The following is a 24,632-nucleotide window of genomic DNA, read 5'->3' as shown; positions in this document are numbered from 1 at the left end:
TGGCGGCCTGCGATCACGCCTGCGAAGGGTGACCGGCAGGGAATCGAGCGCGGCCGCAGAATCGACGCAGAGTCGATTCAAACGGCGTGCAGCATCGTCCTCATCCGTACGCGCCAGCAGATGCTGATGCGGCGAACGTTTGTCGGGAGCAGACCATGCGCGCGATCGCCTTGGCCCTCATCGCTTGCACTTTCGTTCAATCAGCCCTTGCTGCTGCGGTCGTCCCAGAGATCGACCCACGCGCGTCGCTCGGTGTCGTCCAGAATTGGATCTACAACTATCGCACCAAACCCGACTACGCCCATGTGCCGGCGGCGGTGCGGGTGCTGTTTCACTCGCAGACGTTCAAGGAGCCGGAGAACGCGGGCATCTATCTCGGCTTCATCGCGGGGGCGATCGGCTCCAATCCGGCCAAGGCGGAACAACTGGTCAACAGCTTCTTTCCCGTGCCTCCCGAGGAGGAGTGGGTGGTCGTGCGGGCCATCGCCTATTCGGGTCTGCCGGACTGGCGCAATCTCATGCGCAAGGTCGCGCCGAAGATGCCGGGCCGCCGCGTGATGATCGACGGTTATCTCAGCGGCGCACAGCCGACCTTGATGGACATCCCATTGGAGGAAACGAAGCCTGGCGTGATGGACAAGCTGCGTGGCGCATTGACGCAGAATCCGTTCAAGAAGGAGGAGCGCAAGCTCGACACGCGGCTCAGCTACGCGACCCACCAGGATCTGCTCGACATCCTCTGGGGTTATTACTTCGCGACCGGCTCGCGCGTGCCGATCCAGCGCATCGTGCAGATGCTGCCATGGTCGAAGAGCCGCGACACGGTCGACAAGCTGACCATCGGTAGCATGGCGCGCTATACGCTTGCCAGCTACTCGGTGCGCGATGCCAGCCTGCGCGACTATCTCCGGGAGGAGCTGGCGCGGCAGTCGGGACCGGTCAAGGAGCCGCTCAGGGAGGTGGTTGAGGCCGCCGATACGGTGCAGCTCGGCGCCGTCCGCAAGGATGCCGTCGCCGCGGTCGAGGAGCTGAAGACCAAGGGCTCTGACGCCCGGCGCAACATGGATTTCTGGGGACAGCTCGGCGTCGGCGCCCTTGCGCTCGGCTGCGTCTCGGCTGCGGCGCTGGGGCAGGTCGCCGTCGGCATCCCCTGCGTGATCGGTGGCTCGGCCTCGCAGGGCTTGCTCTCGTTCTGGGAGAAGCAGCAATAGGCCGTCGGTGGCGCAGCGGTGGCGTTCGTTGGCGACCGGGGGAAGGGGAGAGCCGGTTGAGCGGAGCGGCGGGGGGCTGACACTCAGGGCGCTCTTGATGCCGAAGCGGCCTGATCGCGCGCCCAACATACACACTCAAGGGTTGTTCGGCTTTTCGTTTCCTCTACGAAAAGTAGAAAAAGTAGTCAGCGCGCAGTCTCTGCTGGCACGCCTATGAAAAAATCAGGACAAGCTGGCCTTCACTGCAGCCGGATAAACCGGCTCACGGTGAACCTCCGCGCCAGATTCGTCGACGACGACGATGGACAGCCTGCGGTCGGTGATGCGCGGGTCGTGCCGGAGTCGCCGGGCCAAGTCCCGGCTGTGCTCGATCGCCCCCGCACTCGTCGCAAATTCCAGGCCGGTCCGGTCTCTGGTCGGAATGCCATCCTTCATATCGAAATAATAAGTGCGCATGGTCTTCCTGCAGCCGCTGTGTGGCGGGAGTGGGCGCGGAGCCCGAGCGGGATCCGCAACCCATTCTTTCCCCAAAGCAAACTATAGAAGACCTCTAATGTGGAGGACAAGCTTACCGCTGCCGTAATCCCCTCGCATTGTTCGGTAAACGACCGTTTCCACTGGTATCGTCAGCCAGAAACTGCCAGAAGACCCAAATTGTGACGCCGAAATCAACCTACCGGTCAGTTCGGCTTGCTGCGAGAGTTGTTCCCTGGCATACTTTCAACCTCATCGGGTTCCGCACGGTCGATTTCCAGGCGGGCCATCCTGAGGATCAGGGTCGCAGTCGTCAGACCGAGACTTTCAGCCTCGATTGCTGCAGTATCTACCTTGCGTGCAAGGCCTTCACGTTTGCTAAGGACTGGCATTACCGTTTCCTGCCAAAGGTGCGAGATGAAGAATTCAACATTCATCGCGGAGCTGCACACGAAGCTCGGAGCCCCATCGAGCGAAGCCGTGGAAAGCCTTCGTCTGCTGAAGGCGTTCCTGAAGCTGGCTCCGGGCCAGCGCATCGAGGTGATCGAGACAGTCGAGCGGTTGACCGCAGACGCCCTTTCGGAGACCGACCGCCCTCTGTCCTGACCTCATCCCTCCCGATTGCATGCAATGGTTGCGGGTGGTCGCGTGGCGATCGCGTAGATTGCATCATCCAGCGCTTCCGATTCGTGCAGCGTCCCGGCCGGCAACAGGATCTTGTCGCCGGCGGTACAGATGCGCTCGCCGCCTTCCCAACGAAACGTGAGCCGTCCCTTGATCACGACGAGGATTTCGTCGACGGGGTGGGTATGGAAGGCGTGAACCTTGCCGGCTGCATCGTGCTGCAGCTCGATGCAGCCCTGCGTCGGCAACAGCGCCAGGATGTCGGGATCGATCGCGAAGCTGGTCTTGGTTCCAGCGACGATCTGGGTCATGCAGCCTGCTCCTTGTCTGCGATGGACGATGGCTTGGTCTGCGCCAGCTTGTGGAAGGGACAGGCCGGCGGCGGCTGGTTGTCGTCGTAGAGGAAGTACTGTTTGAACTCCCGGCCCTCCGGATTGCCGTAGCGTCCGAGCTGGGGCGAAGGCGCCGTCGTGTCGAACGGGACCAGCCGTTTGCGCACCTCGCCGAAGGCCTTGGCCGCCGCCTCGTCCGTGCCGAGCATCCGTTCGAACACCCAGCGCGGCTGGAAGGTCAGCATGAATGCGCTCGATCGGCGGCTTTGCCGCATCACATGTGCGGGTGTGCTGCAGACGACGAAGATCGGCTCCCCGGCGAACGAGAACTCCCACATCGGATGATCGACGGTCTCGGGAATTTCGGCGGGCCACGGCTGGCTGTCGACGCGCGCCAGCTGATCGAGGATGTGCCAGAATTTCTTGTAGTAGGAGTCGATGGTCTGGACCGGGCGCGGGCGCGTGAACAGCACCAGCGAGGTGTTGGGCCCGTGCGAGCGGCTCTCCGAGACGAACAGGGCGAGCTGCTGGCCGAGCACGTCGATGTCGATGGGGTCGAGAAACAGATAACGAAGCTGATCGTGACGATAGCCCGCGACGCCGAATACGCACGGAAAGGGTCTTGCTTCGCTGCTCATCTGAGCCTCGAATTCCGAAAACAGGACGCTCTGCCAGGTGCCGGCCTGATGGCCGGATCGGACTTCGTCCCTTCTCAAATACAAACGCGACATACTGACCCTCTCTGTTCTTATGCTTAAGTACGAAGTATCAATTCGCGCCTCATCATCAGCGGCCCAAGGAGTCCAGGAAGCGACATCAGGAGAAGAATCTCGATCAGGGCTGCGTAGCCGGAATCGCTGGCGGCACTGCGCAGGCTTGATCCGATGTCGGGGTCGAGGCCGCTTGCAGTCACCATGGCAAAGGCGATCGCCGGTTGAGCCAGCCCGGCAAAAATGCCGGCGGCTGTCGTATTGATCGATGCGCCGACGCCGATGCGCTCCGCCGTGTAGAGATGCTTGGTGCTTTTCAGGATCAGCGGCACGGTGCCCCCGGCCACCAGACCGAGCACGGCGAACACCGCGCCGACATAGAAGAAGCCGAAGCTGTGCGCCATTGCCGGCAACAGCATCACGACGAGCATCATGCGCAGCAGGGTGATGGAAATCAGGGCTGCATTGAGCGACTGCATCCGGTCGGCGGCATGGCCGAGAAAGATCGATCCGATGGCGTTGCCGACCATGAAGGCGAGCAGAGGGCCGCCGGCCGCTGACGGCGAGATGCCGAAATAATGCGCGACCATCGGGATGCCCCACACCCCCGCGAGCGTGGTCACGACCGCGAAATGCGCAGCGAAGCTCATGGCGCAGCCCCACGTCGCGGCCGATCCGAGCGCATGCCAGCTTGTGACCAGGACGCTCTTCAGCGTCCGGCTGGTGTAGTTCGCAGGTGCGGATTTCAAGGTCGCGGACGCGCAGGCAAAGTTTGCGACGCCGACGCAGGCGATGAAGAGAAAACAGGCGCGCCAGCCGAAGCCGCTGACCGCAGCGGCAAGCGGGGTCGTGGCGAGGACGCCGCCGACATAGCCCGACACCTGGGAGATGCCGGACATCAGGCCGAAACGCTGGTCGGAAAAGTTCTGCGCGACGAGCTTCAGCAGCGCCGTGAACACCAGCGCGTCGCCGCACGCCACGACCACGCGTGCGACGAAGACGTCGAACAGGGTAGGCGACAGCGCGAAGGCGGCGCTGCCGAGCACCGACGCCGCCATGCTGCACAGGACGACGCGCTTCACACCGTAGCGGTCGACCAGAACGCCCGCGGGGATCTGCATCAAGGTGTAGCCCCAGAAGTAGCTGGAGGCGAGCATCGCGACGCCGGAGGCGTCGGTGCCGAAGTCGCGCATGAAGTCGAGGCCCACGGTCTGCGGCGACATCCGCTGCAGGAAGGCGACGGCGTAGGCAAAAGCGACCGTTCCCCACGCAACATAGGCGCGATCGAAGAACCGGAGCGGAGAGGACGCGACCGCTTGTTGTCCGAGCGCCGCCATCACACCCTCGCATAGCCGACGGAGAACAGGGCGTCGGCGGAATCCGGGATGATCCGCGACATCGCGGTCTCGACCAGCGAGGCCCTGCCGTGATAGTCTTGTCTGATGTGCTGGATGTGTCCGTAGGCGCCGCGCATGATCATGCGGGGCACCTCGAGCGGCTTGCCCGGATAGATCGTCGCGCACATCTCGACGCAGGCGGCCTGCAACTCCGCATCCGCCGCCTCATCGAGCAGCGACGGCGCGACCCTCTCGCAGATCTTGGCGTTGGCAGCCCACACGATCGGGTTGCGCGTACGCCATCCGTAAAGAATTTCTTCGCCGGGCGTGGCCGACCCAGGATGCTTGAGGATCTGCGACGTAAAGAACCCATACAGGCCACGACCCTGATGTGCGGGTAGTACTTCGGTCCCACTGCGATAGATGGCCAGCCGCTGCGCGATGGTCATCACGCGATAGACCGAGAACGCGACCAGTCCGATGTGATCGTAGACTAGAACGAGGCCGTATTTGCTGTTGAACGGCGATGAGGCCGCGGTCCAATGGGGTTCGATTGCTTTCCAGTTAATGGCAATGATCGAATTCATCGCATCCATGATCGGCTGCCGATCAGGCAGCTCGATCTCCGACGCGTCGGAAAAGCTGTAGACGGTGTAGTCGTCCCATGGCGAGGCGATCGTCTTGTATCGGCCGTCCAGGTTGCGCGACATCACGTGAACTCCAGCACTGCAAGGTCGAGCTATACAGGCGGTCCTCCGATGGCTTAAAGGACAATATGCCCTCGAATCCTGCCAACTCTCCCCGGCGTGCTGCGGTGCGTCGAGATGGTGCCGAAAGGCGGCTCGCCATCTTTGCCTTTCCCGGAGTGACGCTGCTCGACGTTTCCGGCCCGGCGCAGGTGTTCGCCGAGCTCAGCGAGATCGAGCTGCCGGGGCCGGGCTATGCGCTCAGCTACGTGTCCAAGGAGGGCGGACTGGTGCCGACCGATGTCGGCCTGATGATCGACACCGCGCCGCTCTCGTCCGTGAAGCCGGAGGAGGTCGACACGCTGTTGATCCCTGGGGGGCCGGGCATCTGGAAGCTGCGGCAGGACGAGAGGGTGATGCAGTGGATTGGCGAGGTGCTCCCGGGCGCCCGGCGGATCGCATCCGTCTGCCTCGGCGCCTTTGCGCTGGCCTGGGTCGGCGCGCTGGAGGGCAGGCGGGCCGCGACGCATTGGCGCTATTGCCCCCGCCTGCAGGACAGTTTTCCGAACGTGAAGGTCGAGCCCGACGCGATCTTCGTGCAGGACGGCCGGGTCTGGTCATCCGCAGGCGTGAGCGCCGGCATCGATCTGGCGCTGGCGATGATCGAGGAGGATTTCGGTCATACGATCGCGCTCGACGTGGCGCGCCGGCTCGTCGTCTTCCTGAAGCGTCCTGGCGGCCAGAGTCAGTTTTCGACCGTCCTGGCGGCGCAGGCGTCCGACGTCGAGGGTCGGTTCAGTGCGCTGCATGCCTGGATCATCGAGAACATCGCGAGCGACCTGCGCGTCGAGGCGCTGGCCGCGAGAGCCGGCATGACGCCGCGCACCTTTGCCCGCACCTATGTCAGCCGCACCGGGATGACCCCGGCACAGGGAGTCGAGGCGCTCAGGGTCGAGACGGCGCGCCTCCTACTCGAAAGCCGCCAGGTCGAAAACGTGGTCGAAGTCGCCAAACGGGCGGGCTTTGGCGACGACGAGCGCATGCGGCGGGCGTTCCTGCGGCATCTTGGCGTGTCGCCATCGGAGTATCGGCGCCGCTTCTCGGGCTGAGCGGCGCTTGCCGCAACCGGGGCTGACAAGATTCGCCGGGGTCGACGCCTTTTTCCTTTGCTTTCGGGTTAGTCTCGCCGTTCGCGTTGAGGCCAGAGCGGCCATGCCTTATGCGATCGCTCAAAGGCTTCCGTAAAAAGCCATGTGTATAACGCTGAAAATTTGATGCAGATCCGCCTCCGCGGACGGGAAAGGCCAATGACCAACATCGTTCCCTTTCGCACGAGGACACTCTCTCCTCAGGCCGCCTTTGCGACGGCCGAAGAGAAGGCCGCGGTTGTGGTGGCCGGTGCCGGCCACATGGACACCGTGTGAGCCGGTGCATTCGGCGCCAGGGAGGATGCGAGAAAAACTGTCCTCCTCCTCGATCTTGCCCTGCAGCATGCGCGAGAGCTCTCAGGCCTCGTTACGGACCGAGCGCGCGCGGCGGACCTATGATCGTCACCTCGCTTCGATCGAATACGCGCTGCAGATTACGCGCCAACGTATGGCCGCACTCTGACAGGCGCTGGCAGCTTTCTTCCGCATCTATTTGTACGGCGACGCAGGGAGTCGGATGTGGTAGTTGGATCTGTCGTGGAGGACGCAACGATGACCCAAACCAAACTGGAAGTGCCCGCTGAACTGCGGGACCTGGCCGAAAAGACCATCTCGCAGGCGGAAAAGGCGTTCGAGATGTTCTTCGACGCAGCCGGCAAATCGATCGGCACGGTTCCGGGGCCTGCCGCCGACATGTCCAAGCAGGCGCTCACTCTCACCGAGCAGAACATCAAGACGGCTTTCGAACACGCTCGAAAGCTCGTTCACGCCACCGAGCTCGAGGAGGCGATGCGGATCCAGTCCGAGTTCCTGCGCAGCCAGTTCACCAACGCCGGTGAGCACATGAAGACGATCACGTCGAGCATCATGTCCGCCGCGAGCAAGGCTACCGAACCCAAGAGCTGAAGCGCGAGCCTCGCCGTCGCAGGAGCGACGGTCTGCATGGACGAACTCGGCGGCAGCGCTGCCGCCGAATGGACGCGGGCGGACGAGACGGGCGAAAGAGCCCAGCCCTATTTTCGCAGGCTGCCGATATAGGCGGCGATGTCGGCCGCCTCCAGCCGGTTGAGCGGAAAGCTTGGCATCTTCGGATGCGGGTCGAGCAGGAAAAACGCGACCTTCTCTGGCGTGAAATCCGTTTTCTGAGCAATCTGAGCGAAGGTGGGAACGTCCGCGCTCGCCTGCTTCTGCGTCCCTTCGATGAGGTGGCATGAGGCGCACCAGCGACGGGCCAGATCTCCGCCGTGATCCGGATCGGCGGCCCATGCCGGTGTCGACGCCGCAGCCGCGATCGCGATCGCCATAACTCTCATCACCGAGGCGTGCATCAAGGAACTCCTGATCATTGTCTGTTGAGTGGTGGCATACCTCGCCGGAGTGACGGCGGGTGGCTCACGAAGGAATGTTTCGCCCCTGGAGAGGAGCGATCTTGGCGGCTCCGCCTCGCAGGCACGCGCGGCGCGTCGATGAATCTCGACGTCAATTACAGCATGATTTGGGAAAATGGGACAGGTCGATCCGGCTGACGATTGCCTTCAGGAGCGCGCTGGCGCGGCGCAGCCAAGACATATCGGCCGAGCGAGACACATCGGTCGAGGCGGTGATCGTCAGTTCTTCCGCAACGTAGGACATGTCGAGCCCTCCCTGTCGCTCAGCATCTTTCCGCTCAGCCTGTTGACGAGGTGCGTACCGCCGCATGCTGGGCATGCGGCGGCCTCATAGGCATCGAACTGGTCGGCAAGAGCCGGTGCGGCCAAGCCGATCTGAACGTTCGATCCCGTCTGGGAGCAGCGAAAAATGAGAGTTTCCATCGCCTGAACATGACAAATGCCGGCATCGATGCCTTGATCTGTCTCAACAGGCGATGAGCGGTCCGGCGCGCGCCGGACCGCCGGAGAGAGAAAGTCAGGTCAGGTCAGGCTATGCGATGCGGCCTTCGCCATCTCGATCCGTTCGGCGACATTCACCGTGGACACGGAACCCGTTTGGGCCGCACGGAGCGCCGCATCGATCTTCGACTTCACGCGCCGGGCCGCGAGCGCGGCGAGTCTGGTCTGGGTGCGTCCGGTCTTGATCTGATCGCCGAACTCGTACCGCCATTCCCACATGTCCGGTTCAGCAGTCGCCACGACCGTATATTGGACACCTCGGTGGATCACGGAACCCCCCCCTGTCAACATTTCCACTACAAGTCAACGTCTAAGCAATCTACAATCAATCCGGGCAAATACGGGACTGGAACAATTGCCAGTCCGGCGGTGGTGAGATGCTTAACACCACCATGCCGACAATGTTCCACAGGCACCCGGTTTCCGTGCACACTTTTCGAGTACGGATATCGGCCGTGCACAATCGGCTGAAATGACGGGGGGCAGCCTGAAGACGCAGACGGGGGGCTGCGCTCAATGGCCAACCTCGAAATCTGCCGGAAGGATGGACGACGCGTGCGGCGGATTCGAGTTCCGATCGATGACCGGCAGGAGATATTAAGGCACAACATGCATGCCGGAGTCGATGTTGGTCGGCCATCCCGAGACGAGGTCCATCTTGTTTGCCGATGATCAAGAGCTGGCGAGGACGGATAGCGTGGCAGCCGGCAACGGCAACGGAGCTCGTGACCTCCGGGTCGACGCGTTCCGGGGGCTCGCCCTCTGGTTCATCTTCATCGATCATGTTCCGGACAATTCGCTGGCGTGGCTGACGCTGCGCAACTACGGCTTCAGCGACACCTCCGAGGTGTTCGTCTTCGTCTCCGGCTACACCTGCATGCTCGCCTATGGCGGAGCGCTGCCGAAGCAGGGCTGGGCGACCACGGTGGTGCGGGCGCTGCGGCGCGCCTGGGAGATCTATGCGGCGTTCCTGGTGCTGCTGCTCGCCTATGCGGCGCTGGTCTGGGTTATCGGCGGCGGCACGCGCTTCGTCGACGAGACCAACACCGGCTTCTTCTTTCGCGAGCCGGGGCCCACGCTGGTGCATGTGGCGCTGCTGCAATTCGCGCCCGTCAACACCGACATCCTGCTGACGTTTGCAATCCTGCACATCTGCTTTCCCGTCATCCTGTGGCTGATGATCACCAGCGCGACGTTGACGCTGGCGCTTTCATTCCTGCTCTACATGATGGTTCAGCTGTTCAGCTGGCAGGCGCCGGCGTGGCCGAGCGGCGAGCTGTATTTCAATCCGTTCGCCTGGCAGTTCCTGTTCGTGATCGGCGCCTGGTACGGCTGTGCCGGCGCCACACGCCTGCGTCCGCTCCTCGACTCGCGAACGCTGTTGATCGTGGCGATCGGCTATCTCGCGTTCAGCCTGTTGATGGCGCTCAGCTGGGAGTTCAAGAGTCTCGAGAATCTGATCCCGTCGGTCATCAGCGGCCTGATCTATCCGATCTACAAGAGCCACCTGGCGCCGGTGCGGTTGTTGCACTTCCTGGCGCTTGCCTTCGTGGTGTCGCGGCTGGCTCCGCGGGACTGGAAGGGGCCAATCCGTCCGCTGATGACGGCCATGATCAGGTGCGGCGAGAACTCGCTCCCGATCTATTGCCAGGGTGTGCTGCTGGCCTTCCTCGGCCAGGTCGTGCTGACCGACGTGGCGAGCGGGTTGGCGATGCAGGTCCTGATCAGTGTCGCCGGGATTGCGATCATGGTCATCGCGGCCACGCTGCTGACATGGGAATCGCAGCTCGACCGGCGCGGACCGCGGCTGTTCTGACCGCCGTTCCTCAACGCCGGCGTGCGACGGTGACCCCGAGCAGGAAGGCGACGAACAGGCTCGCGAGCGGGGCCTCGCGGGTGATCGCGCTGATGGTCGACAGGGCTGTCCCGGGCCGCCGCGCGTCCCTTGCCGCTTCGCTCAGCCGGTCCACGGCCGCACTCAGGGTACCCACCACTTCGCCGAGTGCATGTGACATGTCCGTCGCGGTGTCGAGCGCGCGTTCGGCGACGCCCGGCTGCGGAGGTGTTTCGAACGTTTCGCTGCTCACTGTCGTTGCCTTCTTGCCGCGGGTCGTCGGATTGGCACCCTCGTGCCGACGCGATTCGGCTGAGGGGCGCATGTAACGCTCGTGGGAAATGCCGGCTGATGCGATTGGTTCCCTGGGACCGAGACGCATCGCCGGCGAAGCGCGCGGTGCAAAATCGCGCTACGCTGGGCGCCCGGCCGTCGATGAAAGGATTCCGTCTTGGCTTCTCCAGACCTTAAGGCGCCACATCGCATCGCCGTCCTTGGTGCTCCGATCGATCTCGGCGCGTCGGTCCGCGGCACGCTGATGGGGCCTGCTGCGCTGCGCACCGCAGGTCTCATCAGCGTGCTGGAAAGCCTCGGGCTCGACGTCACCGACTACGGCGATGTCGGCATCGCCGACATGACGGAGCCCGGTGACGAGCCGCCGGTGAAGGCCAAGCACTATCGCCAGATCCAGCGCTGGTCGCGGGTGCTGGCGCGTCGCAGTCACGAGCTGGCGCAGACCGGCGCCATCCCGATGTTTCTCGGCGGCGACCATTCGCTGTCGATGGGGTCGGTGAACGGGATCGCGCGCCATTGCCGCGAGATCGGGCGGGAGCTGTTCGTGCTCTGGCTCGACGCACATGCCGACTACAACACGCCCGAAACCACCATCACAGCGAACATGCACGGCATGTCCGCCGCGTTCCTGTGTGGCGAGCCGGGTCTCGACGGCCTGCTCGGCGACGAGGCGCGCACGCCCATCACCCCAGATCAGTTGGAGCTGTTCGGCATCCGCTCGATCGACAGGGCGGAAAAGGAGCTGCTGCGTCTCCGTCGTATCAGCATCGCCGACATGCGCGCCATCGACGAGTTCGGCGTCGGCGTACTGACGCGCCGGATCCTCGACAAGGTTCGTGCGCGGAACGGCGTCCTGCATGTGAGCTTCGATGTCGACTTCCTCGATCCCGAGGTGGCCCCCGGCGTCGGCACGACCGTACCTGGCGGCGCGACCTATCGCGAGGCTCATCTCATCATGGAGATGCTGCACGATTCCGGGCTGGTGCGTTCGGTCGATATCGTCGAGCTCAACCCATTCCTGGACGAGCGCGGCAAGACCGCGCGGGTCGCAGTCGAACTGATCGCCAGCCTGTTCGGCCAGCAGATTACCGATCGGCCAACGCCCACGAACGCGATCGTGCCGGACCAATAGGCGGATGCCTCTTCGCTCGCCGCTGGTGAGCTCGAGGCATCCGAGGGCGTCGAGCTCAGTAGCGGGCGTCGTACATCTTCGACTCGACCAAGCCGAGCAGATCGTTCGGCGCCGGCCCCGTGGCGAGCCCGTTCTGATAGGCAACGCCGGCCACCGCGGCGCCGATCTGGGCAGACACCTCGCGGATGCGCGGCAGCGCCGGGTACAGGCTGCCCTGCTCGAGATCGGCGCCGGTGACGCAGTTCGCCAAGGTGTGAGCCGCGGCCATGAACATCTCGTCCGTCACCAGCCGCGCGCCGCTGGCGATGACGCCAAGGCCGACACCGGGGAAGATGTAGGAGTTGTTGCCCTGGCGCGGCACGAAGGTCTTGCCGTCGAGCTCGACCGGATCGTAGGGGCTGCCGCAGGCGAACAGCGCGCGGCCCTGGGTGTAGCGATAGGCCGACTCCGCCGAGCATTCCGCCTTCGAGGTCGGATTTGAGAGCGCAAAGATGATGGGGCGCTCGTTCAGCTCGGCCATGGCCTGCAGCACTTCCGGCGTGAAGGCGCCGCCGACGGCCGCAACGCCGATGATCGCGGTCGGCTTCAGCGTCCTGATCGCGGTCAGGAAGTCTGCGATCGGGGCCTGGTCGTGCGCATAGCGTAGCTTATGGCCGTGCAGGTTCTCTCGCCCCTTGATGACGAGGCCGCGCGAGTCCATCAGCCAGTTGCGCCGCAGCGCCTCGGCTTCGGACAGGCCTTCGGCCATCATGGCGGAGACGACGAGATCCGCGATGCCGGTGGCCGCCTCGCCGGCGCCGAGGAACAGCACGGTCTGGTCGCGCAGCTTGCCGCCAGTGATACGCTGCGCCGAGAACAGGCCGGCGAGCGCCACGGCTGCGGTGCCCTGGATGTCGTCGTTGAAGACGCAGGTGTCGTCGCGATATTTGTGCAGCAGCTTGAACGCGGCGTGGTTGGCGAAATCCTCGAACTGGATCAGCACGCCCGGGAAGGCGGCGCGCGCGGCCGTCATGAACTCGTCGACGAACGTGTCATAAGCTTCGCCCGTAAGGCGCTTCTGGCGCAGCCCAATGTAGTAGGGGTCGGCCAGAAGCTCTTCGTTGTTGGTGCCGACATCGAGCATGACCGGCAGGCACTCCTCCGGATGAATGCCGGCGCAGGCCGAGTACAGCGACAGCTTGCCGACCGGAATGCCCATGCCGTTGGCGCCGAGATCGCCGAGCCCGAGAATGCGCTCACCGTCGGTGACGACGATCAGCTTGGCACGATATGGCCAGTTGGCGAGGATCTCCGCGATCCGGCCGCGGTCATTGGCCGAGATGAACAGGCCGCGCGGACGCTGGAAGATCAGGCCGAATTTCTGGCAGGCGAGGCCGACGGTCGGCGTGTAGATCAGCGGCTGGATCTCGTCGATGTTGTCGCAGACCACCCGGAAGAACAGCGCTTCGTTGCGGTCGTGCAGTGCATTCAGTGCCACGTACTTCTCGAGGTCGCTGGACAGGCTGCGAAGATTGACCAGGATCCGCTCTGCCTGGGCCTGCATCGACATCACGCCGGCGGGCAGGAAGCCGCGCAGGCCGAGCGCATCGCGCTCCTGCTCGGTGAAGCCGGTGCCCTTGTTGAGCAGCGGATCGCGCAGCAGCGCGAGTCCGCGCGGGGAATAGGGGGATAGCGTCGGTGCGCTCATGCGTTGCGGTTGGGTCAAGGCAGTCTCCGAGGTCCTTTGTTCGAGCACCGCCATACCGGAGCGCGCCCAGCGTTGATCGGCATCAATCGCGGCGGGATGGCGGGAACGGACTGTTAACACAGTTTACGTCCCGCGTTGCACCAATGACATTGTGCAACTGCGTTGCAGCTGACGCAGAGGGAAACGCGATGGTCGCTAGGCGCGGCCCGTGACGAATGACCACAGCAGGGCCAGCACGGCGATGGCCATGATACCTGTCCCGATCCATCCCAGGGCGATCAGCCAGGACCGTCCGCGGAAGCGGCCCATCAGCCCGGCATTGGACACGATCACCATCATCATCGCCATGATCGGCACGGCGGCGATGCCGTTGAGCACGGCGCTCCACACCAGCATGTGGATCGGGTCGATGCCGGTGAAGCCGAGCCCGAAGCCGATGATCGTGGCGGCAGCAATGATGCTGTAGAAGCCGACCGCCTCGTCCGGCTTGGCCTCCAGGGTCGCGTGCCAGCCGAAGGTCTCGGCGACGGCGTATGCCGCCGAGCCCGCCAGCACCGGGATCGCCAGCATGCCGGTCCCGATGATGCCGAGCGCGAACAACAGGAAGGTGAGGTCGCCCGCGAGCGGGCGCAGGGCTTCGGCCGCCTGCGTCGCCGAGTCGATCCTGGTGATGCCATGCGCGTGCAGCACCGTGGCGGTCGTCACGATGATGAAGAACGCGATTGCGTTCGAGAAGATCATGCCGATCGTGGTGTCGATCCTGATCCGTCGGAGGTCGGGGTGGTCCTTCTTCGACAGCTCGCGCAAGGGACGGTCGACCTTGCCCTGGTTCATCTCCTCGACCTCCTGCGAGGCCTGCCAGAAGAACAGGTAAGGGCTGATGGTGGTGCCGAGGACGGCCACCACCGTCAGCAGATAGTCGGCCTCCGTCGAGGGGCTGGGCCATACCGCCGCGAGCAGCGCCGTGCTCCAGGGCACTTCGACCATCAAGGCGGTCGCGACGTAGGCGAACAGGCTGAGGGTCAGCACCTTGATGAAAGGTGCGTAGCGGCGATAGGGCAGGAATACCTGGAGCAGCGTCGACCCGGCGGCGAAGATCAGCGCGTGCTCATGGTTGAGACCGCCGATCACCAGCGACAGCGCCTCCGCCATCGCCGCGATGTCGGCTGCGATGTTGAAGGTGTTGGCGCCGACCAGGAGGGCGACGAGGCCGAAGACGATCCCGCGTGGCGCAAGCGCGGTGATGTTGGCCGCCAGCCCTTTGCCGGTGACACGGCCGATGCGCGCGCTCACCAGCTGGATCGCGATCATGAAAGGCGCGGTCAGAAAGACCGTCCACAACAGCCCGTAACCGAACTGCGCGCCAGCCTGGGAGTACGTCGCTATTCCCGACGGATCGTCGTCGGCGGCACCGGTCACGAGACCTGGACCCAAAACCCGGAATACGCTCCAGGGCGACCGTTTCGGTTTGTTCGGTTCGGATGCAACGGTCATGGCCATGGCAGTGCTCCCCCGGCGGTGTATGTCTCTCGAAGTCGCACGCCCTCTTTTCGTTCCCGGCTCCGGAACCGGAGGGGAGTACCAGCGTTCCAGATCACGTCGGATTTCGACCAAGGGGGACGCGTGCCGGACCAGCGGCAAACAGGGCATGATCAGGAGCTCGGCATGGCCGAGCGCGAGAGGCTTTTCGCCGGAGGCAGTGAGCTGGCCGGACTGATGTTGCGGTTCGATTGGGAGAGCACCTCGATCGGAACGCCGGAGCATTGGCCGCAGAGCCTGAAGACGGCCGTCAGGCTCATGCTGACATCCCAACAGCCGATCTGGATCGGTTGGGGAAGGGAGCTGATCTATCTCTACAATGATGCTTACAAGACCATCATCGGCGGCAAGCATCCCTGGGCTCTCGGTCGCCCGACGTCCGCGGTCTGGCACGAGATCTGGGAGGACATCGGTCCGCTGCTGGCAAAGGCCGGCGGCGGTGACCAGGGCACCTATGTCGAGGCGCAGCTCCTGATCATGGAGCGCAACGGCTTTCCCGAGGAGACCTACTACACGTTCTCCTACAGTCCCATACCGGACGACGATGGATCGCCCGGAGGAATCTTCTGCGCCAACACCGATGACACCCAGCGCGTGATCAGCGAGCGCCAGCTCTCGCTGCTGCGCGAGTTCGCAAATGCCGGGGCTGGGGCCCGCAGCATCGACCAGGCCTGCGCAAGCTGCGCGGACGCCTTGGCGCGGGAGTCGCGCGACCTTCCTTTCGCGATGATCTACATGACCGACCCGGACGGCGAGGCGGCGCGGCTGGAGGCCTTAACCGGCATCGACCGCGATCATCCCGCCGTTCAGCCGAGGCTGGGAATTCAGCCGGAAGGAACGTGGCCTCTGGCTGAAGCGCTGAGGCTGCAGGATGCGGTGCTGGTTCGCGATCTTCCGCGGCGGTTCGGCCTCAGCTTTCCGACCGGCGGATGGCGTCAGCCGCCACAGCACGCCGTTGTGCTTCCGCTGCCCGCGTCGGGGGAAGCCGGATGGGGCGGCTTCGTCATCGCAGGTCTCAATCCGTTCCGCCTCTACGACGAGAGCTATGCCCGCTTCCTGAACCTCGTCGCGGGGCAGATTGCAGCGGCCGTCAGCAATGGCGGGGCCTATCAGGCAGAGCGGCGCCGCGCGGAAGCGCTGGCCGAAATCGACCGCGCCAAGACGACGTTCTTTTCCAACATCAGCCACGAGTTTCGTACGCCGCTGACGCTGATGTTGAGCCCGCTGGAAGACCTGCTCGGCCGCGACGAGGCCCAACTCACCTCCGAAGCGCGATCCGTCCTCAGCCTGATCCACCGCAACGGCATTCGCCTGCTGAAGCTCGTGAACACGCTGCTCGACTTTTCGCGCATCGAGGCCGGCCGCATGACCGCGCACTTCGAGCCGATCGATCTTGCGGTCTTCACTGCCGAGCTCGTGTCCAACTTCCGCTCGGCGACGGATCCTGCCGGCCTGCGTCTCATCATCGACCCCAAGCCCCTGTCCGAGCCGGTGTATGTCGACCGCGACATGTGGGAGAAGATCGTTCTCAATCTGGTGTCGAACGCGTTCAAGTTCACCTTCGAAGGTGAAATCGCGGTGTCGATCGGCTTGTCCACCGACCGCAATCATGCCGAGCTCAAGGTTCGCGACACCGGCACCGGCATCCCGCCCAGTGAGCTGCCGCACCTGTTCGAACGGTTTCGTCGCATCGAAGGCGCGCGCGGCCGATCCTTCGAGGGCAGCGGCATCGGTCTCGCTCTCGTTCAGGAACTGGTGAGGCTTCACGGCGGGGAGATCGCTGTAGACAGCGCGCTCGGCCGCGGCTCGGTCTTCACCGTGCGAATTCCGCTTGGCTCGGCGCATCTGCCAGCGGGCCAGATCGGACCTTCCCATGTCCTGACCGTTACCAACGTGCGGGCCGAGGCCTACATCGAGGAGGCGCTCGGGTGGCTGAACGGCGGTGTGCCGTTCGAGCTTCCTCACCCGTCATCATCCGACGACCTCGGAGTCCGCTCCGCGACGGCATCGGCCCGTGATCGCGTGGTGCTCGCGGACGACAATCCCGACATGCGCGACTACGTCCGCCGTCTGCTCGGCGAGGATTATGACGTGGAGGCGGTCAGCGACGGCATGGCGGCCCTCGAGGCGGTCCGACGGCGCCGCCCCGATCTGGTGCTGACCGACGTCATGATGCCGGGGCTCGACGGCTTCGGCCTGCTGAAAGCGCTGCGTAGCGATGCGCAGCTTCGCGACATTCCTGTGGTCATGCTGTCGGCGCGCGCCGGCGAGGAGGCCAAGGTCGAGGGGCTTGATGCCGGGGCGAGCGACTATCTCACCAAGCCGTTCAGCGCGCGCGAGCTGCTGGCGCGGGTGCGCGCCAATATCGATCTGTCGCGGGTGCGGCACGAGGCCGAGACCACGCTGCGTGAGCTGAACGAGCGCCTGGAGACGCAGGTCTCCGAGCGTACCGCGGAGCTGCAGACCAAGGAGGCGCGGTTGCGGACGATCTTCGAGGCGAGCTACACGTTCCAAGCGCTGCTCTCGTCCGATGGGACGCTTCTGGATGCCAATGCGACCTCGCTCGAAGCGATCGCTGCGCCCCTGCACGAGGTCGCAGGGCTGCCATTCTGGGAGACGCCGTGGTTTGCGGGGACGCCCGGCACGCCCGAGCTGATCAGATCCCTGGTCGACGCCGTCGCTCGCGGCGACGGGGCCCGCCAGGAGTTGCAGCTCGAGCTGCCGGTCGGCGGCTCACGGTGGTTCGACTTCCAGATGCGGCCGGTGCGGGACGAGACCGGACAGGTGGTCGCCATCGTGCCCGAGGCGGTCGAGTTGACCGAACGGCGCAAGGCGGAGGAGGCGTTCCGCCAGGCCCAGAAGATGGAGGCGATCGGCCAGCTCACCGGCGGCGTCGCGCACGACTTCAACAATCTCCTGACCGTGATCCGGTCCTCGGCCGACCTGTTGCGCCGGCGCCAGCTGTCCCCGGAGCGCATGCGGCGCTACGTGGATGCGATCTCGAACACGGCGGATCGCGCCGCCAAGCTCACCGGACAGTTGCTCGCCTTCGCGCGGCGGACGCCGATGGAGCGCCGCGTCTTCGATGCCGCGGGGCATATCGAGCAGATCGAAGAGATGCTGCAGACCGTGCTCGGTGCGCCGGCCGCGATCGAGCTCGACCTGCAAGCGCGGCCGCTTCCGGTCGATGTCGACATCAACCAGTTCGACACGGCCCTCGTCAATCTCGTTGCCAATGCGCGGGACGCGATGGAAGGCCGGGGCGTCCTGACCATTCGCGGTCAGCTGCTGCCGCAGGACGGCCAGCCCGGGCGGCCGCAATTCGTCTCGATCGCCGTCAGCGACACTGGATGCGGCATTGCGCCCGATCAGATCGACCGCATCTTCGAGCCGTTCTTCACGACCAAGGGAGTCGGGCGCGGCACGGGTCTCGGCCTGTCCCAGGTCTACGGCTTCGTGCACCAGTCCGGCGGACGGGTGTTGGCGGAGAGCGAGGTCGGCAAGGGGACGACGCTGACCCTGCTGCTGCCGCGCACGCACAAGCCGTTGGAGCTGCGCGAGCGGACCGAGCACACTCCGGACATGGTCGTCGCGCGCTGGAACGTGCTGGTCGTCGAGGACAACCCGGAGATCGGCGAATTCTCGACCCAGCTGCTCGAGGATCTCGGCTATCGAACCGTGCTGGCGCGCAGCGCAAACGATGCGCTGCGCTTGATCGACGCGAATCCCGGTGGCTTCGATCTCGTGCTCAGCGACGTCGTGATGCCCGGAATGGACGGAGTCACGCTCGGCCGGGAAATCCGTCGCCGGCTCCCGATGATTCCGATCGTGCTCAACAGCGGCTACAGCCACGCCCTCGCCGACGGCGACCGCCACGGTTTCAGTCTCATCCAGAAGCCCTACTCGGTCGATGAGCTCTCGCGCGTGCTGCGTCAGGTCATGGCCGCACGCGAGGAAGGCGCCAAGTCGGCGTCGTCCTGACGACGCGCGCCGCGGCTTTCCCCTGACGTCGGCATCGCGCTCGTGATCCGCACTTGAAGGATGGTGCCCGGGCGGCGTATTTTTGGGCGCTGGGGGAGGTCTCATGGCAGACGTGGAATCGTTGCCGCGCGGGCGTTGCGTGCCGCGGCGCTCATTTGCTCTGGCCGCGTGTGCGGCGCTGGTCGTCTGCAGCAGCGCGTTTGCCAAGGACGATGATGCGGACGAGCCCGCATCGGGTCTCGCCAATGTCTACATCGACTTCCGGACGAACTATGCCTACGTGCCAGGGGGCACGTTGTCGACCGGCCTGGGCGACACGTCCCTGTTCGGAACCCTCTCGCAGCTCGCGACCTTGCGCAAGCTGCTTGACCGGCCGGCTTTGCCCGGACGGCCGCAACTTTCGGCTCCGACCAACCAGGGCCTTGGCGTCGACGTTCCGCTCACCGTCGATCTCGGCGACGCCTTGTCGCTTTGGGCCGGGTTCACCGGAAGCACCTCCTACAACGGCCTGTCCGGCTGGGCCGACGTGGCCATCACCAGCTGGTTCCTCGGCTTCCAGGCCGACGTCTATCAGCAGAACGGCGGCACGCTTCCGACGCTGACCTTGCAGTCGACGCTGACACGGTCGGTGCCGGACTCGCCATTGGCGACCACCTCGTTCAACACCGTCATCGAAGCCAAATACGCGCTCGATCCGGATGAGACGCGCGGCTGGCTCGCGGGCGTTCAATACACCCATGTCGAGGTCGATTCCGCGCTCGCGCATGTCGGGAGCACGACCGCCGGCTATATCGGCGGCTTCTACCAGTGGGAGAACAACTGGAAGGTCTCCGCGCGCGTCGGCATCCAGTCGTTCGGTGGCGCGCAGCTGCTCGCCATCACGCCGATCGCGTCCTACACGCAGCCGCTGGTCAGGCTCGATCTCGATCGCATGGATGACGATGACAACCGGCTGTTCGGCATCACCGCGCAAATCGCCTGGGCGCCGAAGCCGGTCTATCAGCTGACGGTGAGAACGCCACTCTACGCGATCAAGAACTGACGGGGTGATCGAAGCTGCGCGCCGGCCCGTCTCAGCGCATGCTCACGAACTTGGCCCAGAGGCCGGCGAGCAACGCGCCGGTCATCATGTAGTGCGGCTTGTCGCAGAACAGGCTGCCATATTGACAGACATCGGCGCCGACCGATCCCAGCTGGTGCTGACCCGCCGCGTAGAACAGGGCGGACAAGCCGGCCAGTACGACCGCAACGACATACATCGGAAGACCTCCTCCACCGGCCGCGCCCGACGGGCTGAAGTAGCATTGCCGATCGGCGCAACTATCTGCGCTTGACACGTCGGGCAAATCAGGCGCATTTTGACATCGTCGAAGAAACCATAAAGCCCGCGCCGCGAACTCGGCAGCGGGCTTTTTATTGGCTCGGCCCGGATTTGGAGCGGCGGTTATCGAAATCGCAAAGCCTGACCGCCGCATTTCGATCAAATTTGACATGTCGGGCAAATCACCGGCATAGTGTCATTATCGAATTTTCCGAACAAGATGATGCCGCGTTGTCCGCGGGCATTTTGACTTGAGCAGCGCAGCCCGGCATCGGCTGTCGACCACGATCGTCGGCTATTCATCGCGCGTCGTGCAGCGCGCAGACAACTTCGAACATCCGGATACTCGCCGGCCCGCGCGAACGGGCCGGTGCGTGGGCGTGGCGACCGTCGCTTCACCCGCAGCGGTCCCTTGCTTGAGCCGAGGGATAGGGTTCGCGCCTGAAACGATCGCGCTTTCGGCTGCGATCTGCCGCGCTTTTCCTTCGCCCAGGAGAGAGGAAGATGACCGCCTACCTCATTGCGCTCGCCCTGATCGGCCTGGTGATGGTCGCAGCCGCCGATGCGATCTCGTGACGATCACCACCCTCGCATTCATCACCCATGATATCAGGGACGTGACCATGTTGAAGACGATCACCGAAATTCGCTCGATGGCCCGCAGCCACACCAAGACGGCGATCAACACGCTGGTTGGCGTGATGCGCTCACCGAAGGCGACACATGCCGCGCGCGTATCCGCCGCCAACGCCATCCTCGACCGCGGTTGGGGGAAGGCGCCTCAGGCGCTGCAGAACAGCGAGGACGGCGCCCTCGAGCTGATCCACCGCATCGAACGTGTCATCGTGCATCCGGATGAGCACGATGGGGAGCAGGTGGATGAGTGATCCCGGTGGTGGGTGAGGCGTGAGCGCCTCGCAGGATCGGGAGATCGGCTTTCAATTGGCGTGGCAGCTTGGTGTTCTCTCCCCGGCTCCTGGGACGGTGGCGAAATCAGATCGAGACATGCCGGCCGGAGACAATGAGCCGAGACGGACTCAGCGCCCAAACAGCCGCAAAAATCAGAGCCGGCGGACTTGACGTCGACGCTCGTTTGTTCGATCTTTGTTCTCGGTCTGAACGTCGTTCCTTGGGCAATCGCAATCTGGATATCTTCGGGTCATCAACATGATTGCATCAGCACGGTCGGCGCGAGTCGTGAGTGTCTTGAAGCGGCTGCTTGCTCTCTGGCTGTTGCTCTTCGGATTATCGTGCCGCGCGGCTGTCGCAAGCGATGTCCTCATCAGCTATGCGGTTGAAGCCAAGGGAGAGACGGATAGCGGCAATCTCAACGATTGCGACGAGGTTGGCGTATGCCGCTTCCACGCTGCCGGTCTAGACGTTGAAGTCGTCCTCTATACAGAAGCAGGCGTTGCCATGCTGGAGATGATTGTCAAAGGACCGCCTGGCTGCTGTTATACCTTCGAGGCCAAAGAGCAATTTCGAGCGACCATTAAACCCGGCCTGACGCGGTTGGAGATCTACCAGCGCATGTGGTCACCGCACGATGATTTCGTCAGGACCCCGTTCTCCTGGAATCGACGGATTGGAACCATCTATCTCGCGTTCTCACAAAAGCGCTCCGCGAAGTAATCGGGCGCGTCATGATTAGGAAGGATTGGACATGGCCAGCGGACGAGATTTCGTAGAGCGGGCGCCACTGCCTCCGCCAGGGGCTCCGAAAATCGAGGAGGGTGACCGATCTCGTGTGTTCGGAGCAATTGGAAAACAGATCGACGACATCGTGAACGGACCCGGGTCCTATTATCCTGAGGGGCACAAGAAGAGCCCAGATGCGCTGCTGGAAGACCTGACCAATTTTTATGGTTCTGTTGAACGTCTGAGCAAACAGCTGGATGACCCCTCCAACATCATGGGTGACGTGCTGGACCAGATCAAGAAGTTCAATGACGCGTTTGCCCCGTCAGCAAGGTGGAGTACGCCGAGCTCCCAGAAAGACAAGGCCATCGAGCTGCCATTTAAGCTCGTTCCGGAGACGAGAGATCGTAACGTTATCGATGTGCCGGATGACGGACCATATACGCCGCCCATGCCATGGAGAGCGCCGAGAAAGGATCGCAACGTGTTGTTGAGAGGACCGCAGCGCGTTGCCGGTGGCGTAGATCCGTGGGTCTCTCGGCGTCTCGCAACGCGGCTGGTCTTTCCCTCCTGACCATCCGTCGCATCCAGCCAAACGCAATTGCAGGCCGGGCTGCAAGTGCGCAGGCATCCGCATTCGGTCGTGTCTCCAAATAAGACGCTGGGCGAGGGGCATCATGAGGTTGAACAGGGGTGGGTTGATAGTCTGCGCAATCTATCTGATCTGGTTTGCGATATTGACTTGGCTCTCATGGGAAGCGAAGGATCCAAAGGGAGCTTATTTCCTAGGTCAATTGTCAATCCTGCCGGCGCAGGTTTTTTTGTGGACCTCCGGGGTCGGTCAGGTCTTGGAAGCTCACGTTGCCTCGGAGTCCCAAATCAACGGACCTCTGTTGACTGTGCCCCTGAGTTTCGCCGTGCTGTATTTGTTTGGCTGGGGAATGAGCGCATTTGGGAAAGTCTGGTCGCAGGCCACGCGCGACGCTGAGCGGGCCGACCGGGAGTAGGTCCGTCGCTTCTGTGTGTGCCTGATTGGATAATCGTGCGCTTACGCTGCTGAAGCGGCTCCAACCGAATGCAAGGCTCCGGCTGCATTTCGCGGCGTGTTGGGTCCGTCCTCCTTCGCCGCCGATCAAGTCGACGGAACACCTTTGGTCCGATCACTCACCTTGCCCCGCTTTGCTGGAGAAATCCGATGGCATCACGCTATTCTCAGCTGGCCGAGCCGTCGACTGGTACCCAAGATGGGTCAAGTCTCTGGGAACGCCTTAGATGGCCGGAGCATGGCCAAGGATTGCGCCTGCAGTAATAGTTCGAAAGCTCATCCGGAGGTAGACATGCGGCTGAATAGAGGTGGTCTTATCGCGTGCGCCGTCTACACGCTGTGCGCAGCCGGCCTTGTCGGCTCGGCATCCGTCACCGATGTTAAGACGAGCGTGATGCTGTCCTCTCTTGCGGTGTTTCCTGCCGGGATTTTCTGGTCCGTCTGGGCCGCGGTGTCCGGCTCGGAGCGTTTTCCTTTTTCCGTCGATTCCTGGTTGAATAGTTTACTCGCCTATTACCTCGAGTCGCTCTTGCTCATCTACCTGATCGGTTGGGCTGCGAGTGCGCGGACAGCGGCAGGAGCGCGCCTCCGCAACAAGGAAGTCCGGTTGCCTGATCGTCCTGACGTCGATTGATCGATTTCGTCTGGACGGCCGCAGCCATTGATCTGCCTCCAAGCGGAAAGCTGTAGTTCATTCGCACCATCTGGGCACGGGCGACACTCGTTGCGCGGGGGTAAGCCCGCGCGAAGGAGAAGCTCATACAAGGTCAACGCATATGGCATCTCGATACTCGCTGACCGTTCAAATCAATCCTGGTTTTCCGGGACATGCTGCAGTCGTCGTCAACGAGCCTGGGCGACAGACGTTTGCCGGGTTCGGACCCAGCACCCATGGGGTTCCGTTGAGCCACGGGAAATTTGACGTTCATACGCTCCGTCCGGGCGAAACTCCTCCGCCTGATTTCTCCAGCGTCGTCGACGATGGTCAGTACCGCTCGTTTACCGTTCCCATCACGCCAGAACAGGCGGCAAGCGCGCTGAACGAAATCGGTCGGATCCGAAACGCGGGCGAAACTTACAACGGTCTCAAAAGTTACAGCCCGAACGTTTGCACAACGATCGTGAATCGGATTATGGGGGCTGCCGGTCTGGGCGGGAACAGTCTCCCACGCGTGCTGCCGTCGCAAAGCGGCGAGTACCTCGCGAATATCGAGAGAGAGCTGTCCTCCAACAGGAAAGCGAATGTGACCTTCGATGGCGGCGGTTTCGCCAATCGGATTCCCGACGCTCTTCGTGACATCCAGAGCGATTATGCATTTGTCGGTGGTGGCTACGATACACCGTCGGAGCGAACCGGCCGCCTCCCTAGGCAAGCGTCGAACCTGTACGAGACAGTGCCGCCACCCGACGATGCGGTGGGAATGGACCGCGGGTCCGGCCGAAATCTGCGGAGTCGTCGGGCGGACTCGGCGACTGCAACGATGTTCGACAGCGGCACGAATCCCATACCGTACATCCCGCGAGTCCTGCTGGGACCACAGGCGACGCGGTCAGGACGTATCTCTGGATCGCCGGACGAATCCGGGCCGGCCGAGCTGGGCTCTTCATATCGGCAGCTGTGGCCGCAGCCCGACGACGGGGACACCACGCCGAGTGATTTCAACGATTGGTACACGCGCTGGGTCAAGCCGCTCCGGGAGCCATAGCTGGCAACCGAGACGGGGCCGCGGACGCGAGGTGAACGGCCGGT

At 63.6% G+C, this 24,632-nt stretch carries 26 protein-coding genes; 13 read left to right on the top strand and 13 right to left on the bottom strand.

Going from position 1 to position 24,632, the window contains the following annotated elements; all coding sequences use genetic code 11:
* The first annotated feature begins 155 nt into the window (after positions 1-155).
* Entirely contained in the window at positions 156-1,211 is a 1,056-nt protein-coding gene (locus QX039_RS03995; protein ID WP_315739110.1) for a hypothetical protein, read from the top strand.
* Between the two features lie 222 nt (positions 1,212-1,433).
* Here QX039_RS03995 and QX039_RS03990 read toward each other — a convergent pair whose 3' ends face one another.
* Positions 1,434-1,667: a DUF6894 family protein gene (locus QX039_RS03990; RefSeq protein ID WP_315712992.1), complete on the bottom strand. Its 234-nt coding sequence runs from the start codon at positions 1,665-1,667 to the stop codon at positions 1,434-1,436.
* 224 nt (positions 1,668-1,891) lie between these two features.
* The gene (locus QX039_RS03985; RefSeq protein WP_315739109.1) at positions 1,892-2,122 is read right to left on the bottom strand and encodes a hypothetical protein; all 231 of its coding nucleotides are present in this window, start codon (positions 2,120-2,122) and stop codon (positions 1,892-1,894) included.
* Here QX039_RS03985 and QX039_RS03980 point away from each other — a divergent pair.
* A complete protein-coding gene (locus QX039_RS03980; protein ID WP_315771516.1) occupies positions 2,103-2,291 on the top strand; it encodes a hypothetical protein in 189 nt (62 codons plus the stop codon). The two genes, QX039_RS03985 and QX039_RS03980, sit on opposite strands and share 20 nt — an antisense overlap.
* A 2-nt stretch (positions 2,292-2,293) precedes the next feature.
* Here QX039_RS03980 and QX039_RS03975 read toward each other — a convergent pair whose 3' ends face one another.
* From QX039_RS03975 to QX039_RS03960, 4 genes are all read right to left on the bottom strand, one after another.
* Positions 2,294-2,620, bottom strand: a complete 327-nt coding sequence (locus QX039_RS03975; protein WP_315771515.1) for a cupin domain-containing protein — start codon at positions 2,618-2,620, stop codon at positions 2,294-2,296.
* Positions 2,617-3,279, bottom strand: coding sequence for a YqcI/YcgG family protein (locus QX039_RS03970; protein ID WP_315739105.1), 663 nt, complete (start codon positions 3,277-3,279; stop codon positions 2,617-2,619). Before QX039_RS03970 ends, QX039_RS03975 begins: the two co-directional genes overlap by 4 nt.
* Before the next feature lie 116 nt (positions 3,280-3,395).
* Positions 3,396-4,688 (bottom strand): MFS transporter, encoded by a 1,293-nt coding sequence (locus QX039_RS03965; protein WP_315771513.1) that lies wholly within the window; start codon positions 4,686-4,688, stop codon positions 3,396-3,398.
* Entirely contained in the window at positions 4,688-5,398 is a 711-nt protein-coding gene (locus QX039_RS03960) for a hypothetical protein (protein WP_315739103.1), read from the bottom strand. The genes QX039_RS03965 and QX039_RS03960 overlap by 1 nt, the downstream gene beginning before the upstream one ends.
* A 65-nt stretch (positions 5,399-5,463) precedes the next feature.
* Here QX039_RS03960 and QX039_RS03955 point away from each other — a divergent pair, with 65 nt between their 5' ends.
* Positions 5,464-6,483: a GlxA family transcriptional regulator gene (locus QX039_RS03955; RefSeq protein ID WP_315771510.1), complete on the top strand. Its 1,020-nt coding sequence runs from the start codon at positions 5,464-5,466 to the stop codon at positions 6,481-6,483.
* A 591-nt stretch (positions 6,484-7,074) separates the two neighbouring features.
* On the top strand, positions 7,075-7,428 hold the full coding sequence (locus tag QX039_RS03950; RefSeq protein ID WP_315739142.1) for a phasin: 354 nt from the start codon (positions 7,075-7,077) through the stop codon (positions 7,426-7,428).
* Between the two features lie 107 nt (positions 7,429-7,535).
* Here QX039_RS03950 and QX039_RS03945 read toward each other — a convergent pair whose 3' ends face one another.
* The 3 genes from QX039_RS03945 to QX039_RS03935 form a co-directional block, all read right to left on the bottom strand.
* Entirely contained in the window at positions 7,536-7,850 is a 315-nt protein-coding gene (locus QX039_RS03945) for a c-type cytochrome (RefSeq protein WP_315739101.1), read from the bottom strand.
* Between the two features lie 151 nt (positions 7,851-8,001).
* Positions 8,002-8,154, bottom strand: a complete 153-nt coding sequence (locus tag QX039_RS03940) for a hypothetical protein (protein WP_315771509.1) — start codon at positions 8,152-8,154, stop codon at positions 8,002-8,004.
* A 278-nt stretch (positions 8,155-8,432) separates the two neighbouring features.
* The gene (locus QX039_RS03935; RefSeq protein WP_315771508.1) at positions 8,433-8,681 is read right to left on the bottom strand and encodes a hypothetical protein; all 249 of its coding nucleotides are present in this window, start codon (positions 8,679-8,681) and stop codon (positions 8,433-8,435) included.
* Positions 8,682-9,108: 427 nt separating this feature from the next.
* Here QX039_RS03935 and QX039_RS03930 point away from each other — a divergent pair, with 427 nt between their 5' ends.
* Positions 9,109-10,227 carry an OpgC domain-containing protein gene (locus tag QX039_RS03930; protein ID WP_315771506.1) on the top strand — a complete coding sequence of 373 codons (1,119 nt, stop codon included), beginning with the start codon at positions 9,109-9,111 and terminating at the stop codon, positions 10,225-10,227.
* A 10-nt stretch (positions 10,228-10,237) separates the two neighbouring features.
* Here the strand turns inward: QX039_RS03930 and QX039_RS03925 are convergent, their stop codons facing one another.
* On the bottom strand, positions 10,238-10,498 hold the full coding sequence (locus QX039_RS03925) for a hypothetical protein (RefSeq protein ID WP_315739141.1): 261 nt from the start codon (positions 10,496-10,498) through the stop codon (positions 10,238-10,240).
* Between the two features lie 198 nt (positions 10,499-10,696).
* On the opposite strand from QX039_RS03925, the gene rocF reads away from it, so the two are divergent.
* Positions 10,697-11,671 (top strand): arginase, encoded by a 975-nt coding sequence (gene rocF / locus QX039_RS03920; RefSeq protein ID WP_315771504.1) that lies wholly within the window; start codon positions 10,697-10,699, stop codon positions 11,669-11,671.
* Between the two features lie 55 nt (positions 11,672-11,726).
* On the opposite strand, the gene QX039_RS03915 is transcribed toward rocF, so the two are convergent.
* Together QX039_RS03915 and QX039_RS03910 are read right to left on the bottom strand one after the other, a co-directional pair.
* Complete coding sequence (locus QX039_RS03915) at positions 11,727-13,358, bottom strand: NAD-dependent malic enzyme (protein ID WP_315771713.1); 1,632 nt, start codon at positions 13,356-13,358, stop codon at positions 11,727-11,729.
* 195 nt (positions 13,359-13,553) lie between these two features.
* Complete coding sequence (locus QX039_RS03910; RefSeq protein ID WP_315739096.1) at positions 13,554-14,858, bottom strand: divalent metal cation transporter; 1,305 nt, start codon at positions 14,856-14,858, stop codon at positions 13,554-13,556.
* A 165-nt stretch (positions 14,859-15,023) separates the two neighbouring features.
* On the opposite strand from QX039_RS03910, the gene QX039_RS03905 reads away from it, so the two are divergent.
* Positions 15,024-18,878, top strand: coding sequence for an ATP-binding protein (locus QX039_RS03905; protein WP_315771502.1), 3,855 nt, complete (start codon positions 15,024-15,026; stop codon positions 18,876-18,878).
* Between the two features lie 103 nt (positions 18,879-18,981).
* Positions 18,982-19,920 (top strand): hypothetical protein, encoded by a 939-nt coding sequence (locus QX039_RS03900; protein WP_315739093.1) that lies wholly within the window; start codon positions 18,982-18,984, stop codon positions 19,918-19,920.
* Positions 19,921-19,951: 31 nt separating this feature from the next.
* Here QX039_RS03900 and QX039_RS03895 read toward each other — a convergent pair whose 3' ends face one another.
* Positions 19,952-20,137, bottom strand: a complete 186-nt coding sequence (locus tag QX039_RS03895; RefSeq protein ID WP_315739092.1) for a hypothetical protein — start codon at positions 20,135-20,137, stop codon at positions 19,952-19,954.
* 685 nt (positions 20,138-20,822) lie between these two features.
* Between QX039_RS03895 and QX039_RS03890 the strand changes: the two genes are divergently transcribed.
* From QX039_RS03890 to QX039_RS03870, 5 genes are all read left to right on the top strand, one after another.
* Positions 20,823-21,086 (top strand): hypothetical protein, encoded by a 264-nt coding sequence (locus QX039_RS03890; RefSeq protein WP_315739091.1) that lies wholly within the window; start codon positions 20,823-20,825, stop codon positions 21,084-21,086.
* 319 nt (positions 21,087-21,405) lie between these two features.
* Positions 21,406-21,831, top strand: coding sequence for a hypothetical protein (locus QX039_RS03885; protein ID WP_315739090.1), 426 nt, complete (start codon positions 21,406-21,408; stop codon positions 21,829-21,831).
* Between the two features lie 31 nt (positions 21,832-21,862).
* Positions 21,863-22,411, top strand: coding sequence for a hypothetical protein (locus QX039_RS03880; RefSeq protein WP_315739088.1), 549 nt, complete (start codon positions 21,863-21,865; stop codon positions 22,409-22,411).
* A 763-nt stretch (positions 22,412-23,174) separates the two neighbouring features.
* The gene (locus QX039_RS03875) at positions 23,175-23,516 is read left to right on the top strand and encodes a hypothetical protein (RefSeq protein ID WP_315771499.1); all 342 of its coding nucleotides are present in this window, start codon (positions 23,175-23,177) and stop codon (positions 23,514-23,516) included.
* 142 nt (positions 23,517-23,658) lie between these two features.
* Positions 23,659-24,588: a hypothetical protein gene (locus QX039_RS03870; RefSeq protein WP_316219507.1), complete on the top strand. Its 930-nt coding sequence runs from the start codon at positions 23,659-23,661 to the stop codon at positions 24,586-24,588.
* The last annotated feature ends 44 nt before the right edge of the window (positions 24,589-24,632 follow it).

It is taken from the genome of Bradyrhizobium sp. SZCCHNR1043, assembly GCF_032489675.1.
Taxonomy (GTDB): Bacteria; Pseudomonadota; Alphaproteobacteria; order Rhizobiales; family Xanthobacteraceae; genus Bradyrhizobium.
The sequence above is the reverse complement of the archived record's forward strand: the minus strand, read 5'-3'. Positions and strand labels throughout refer to the sequence as shown.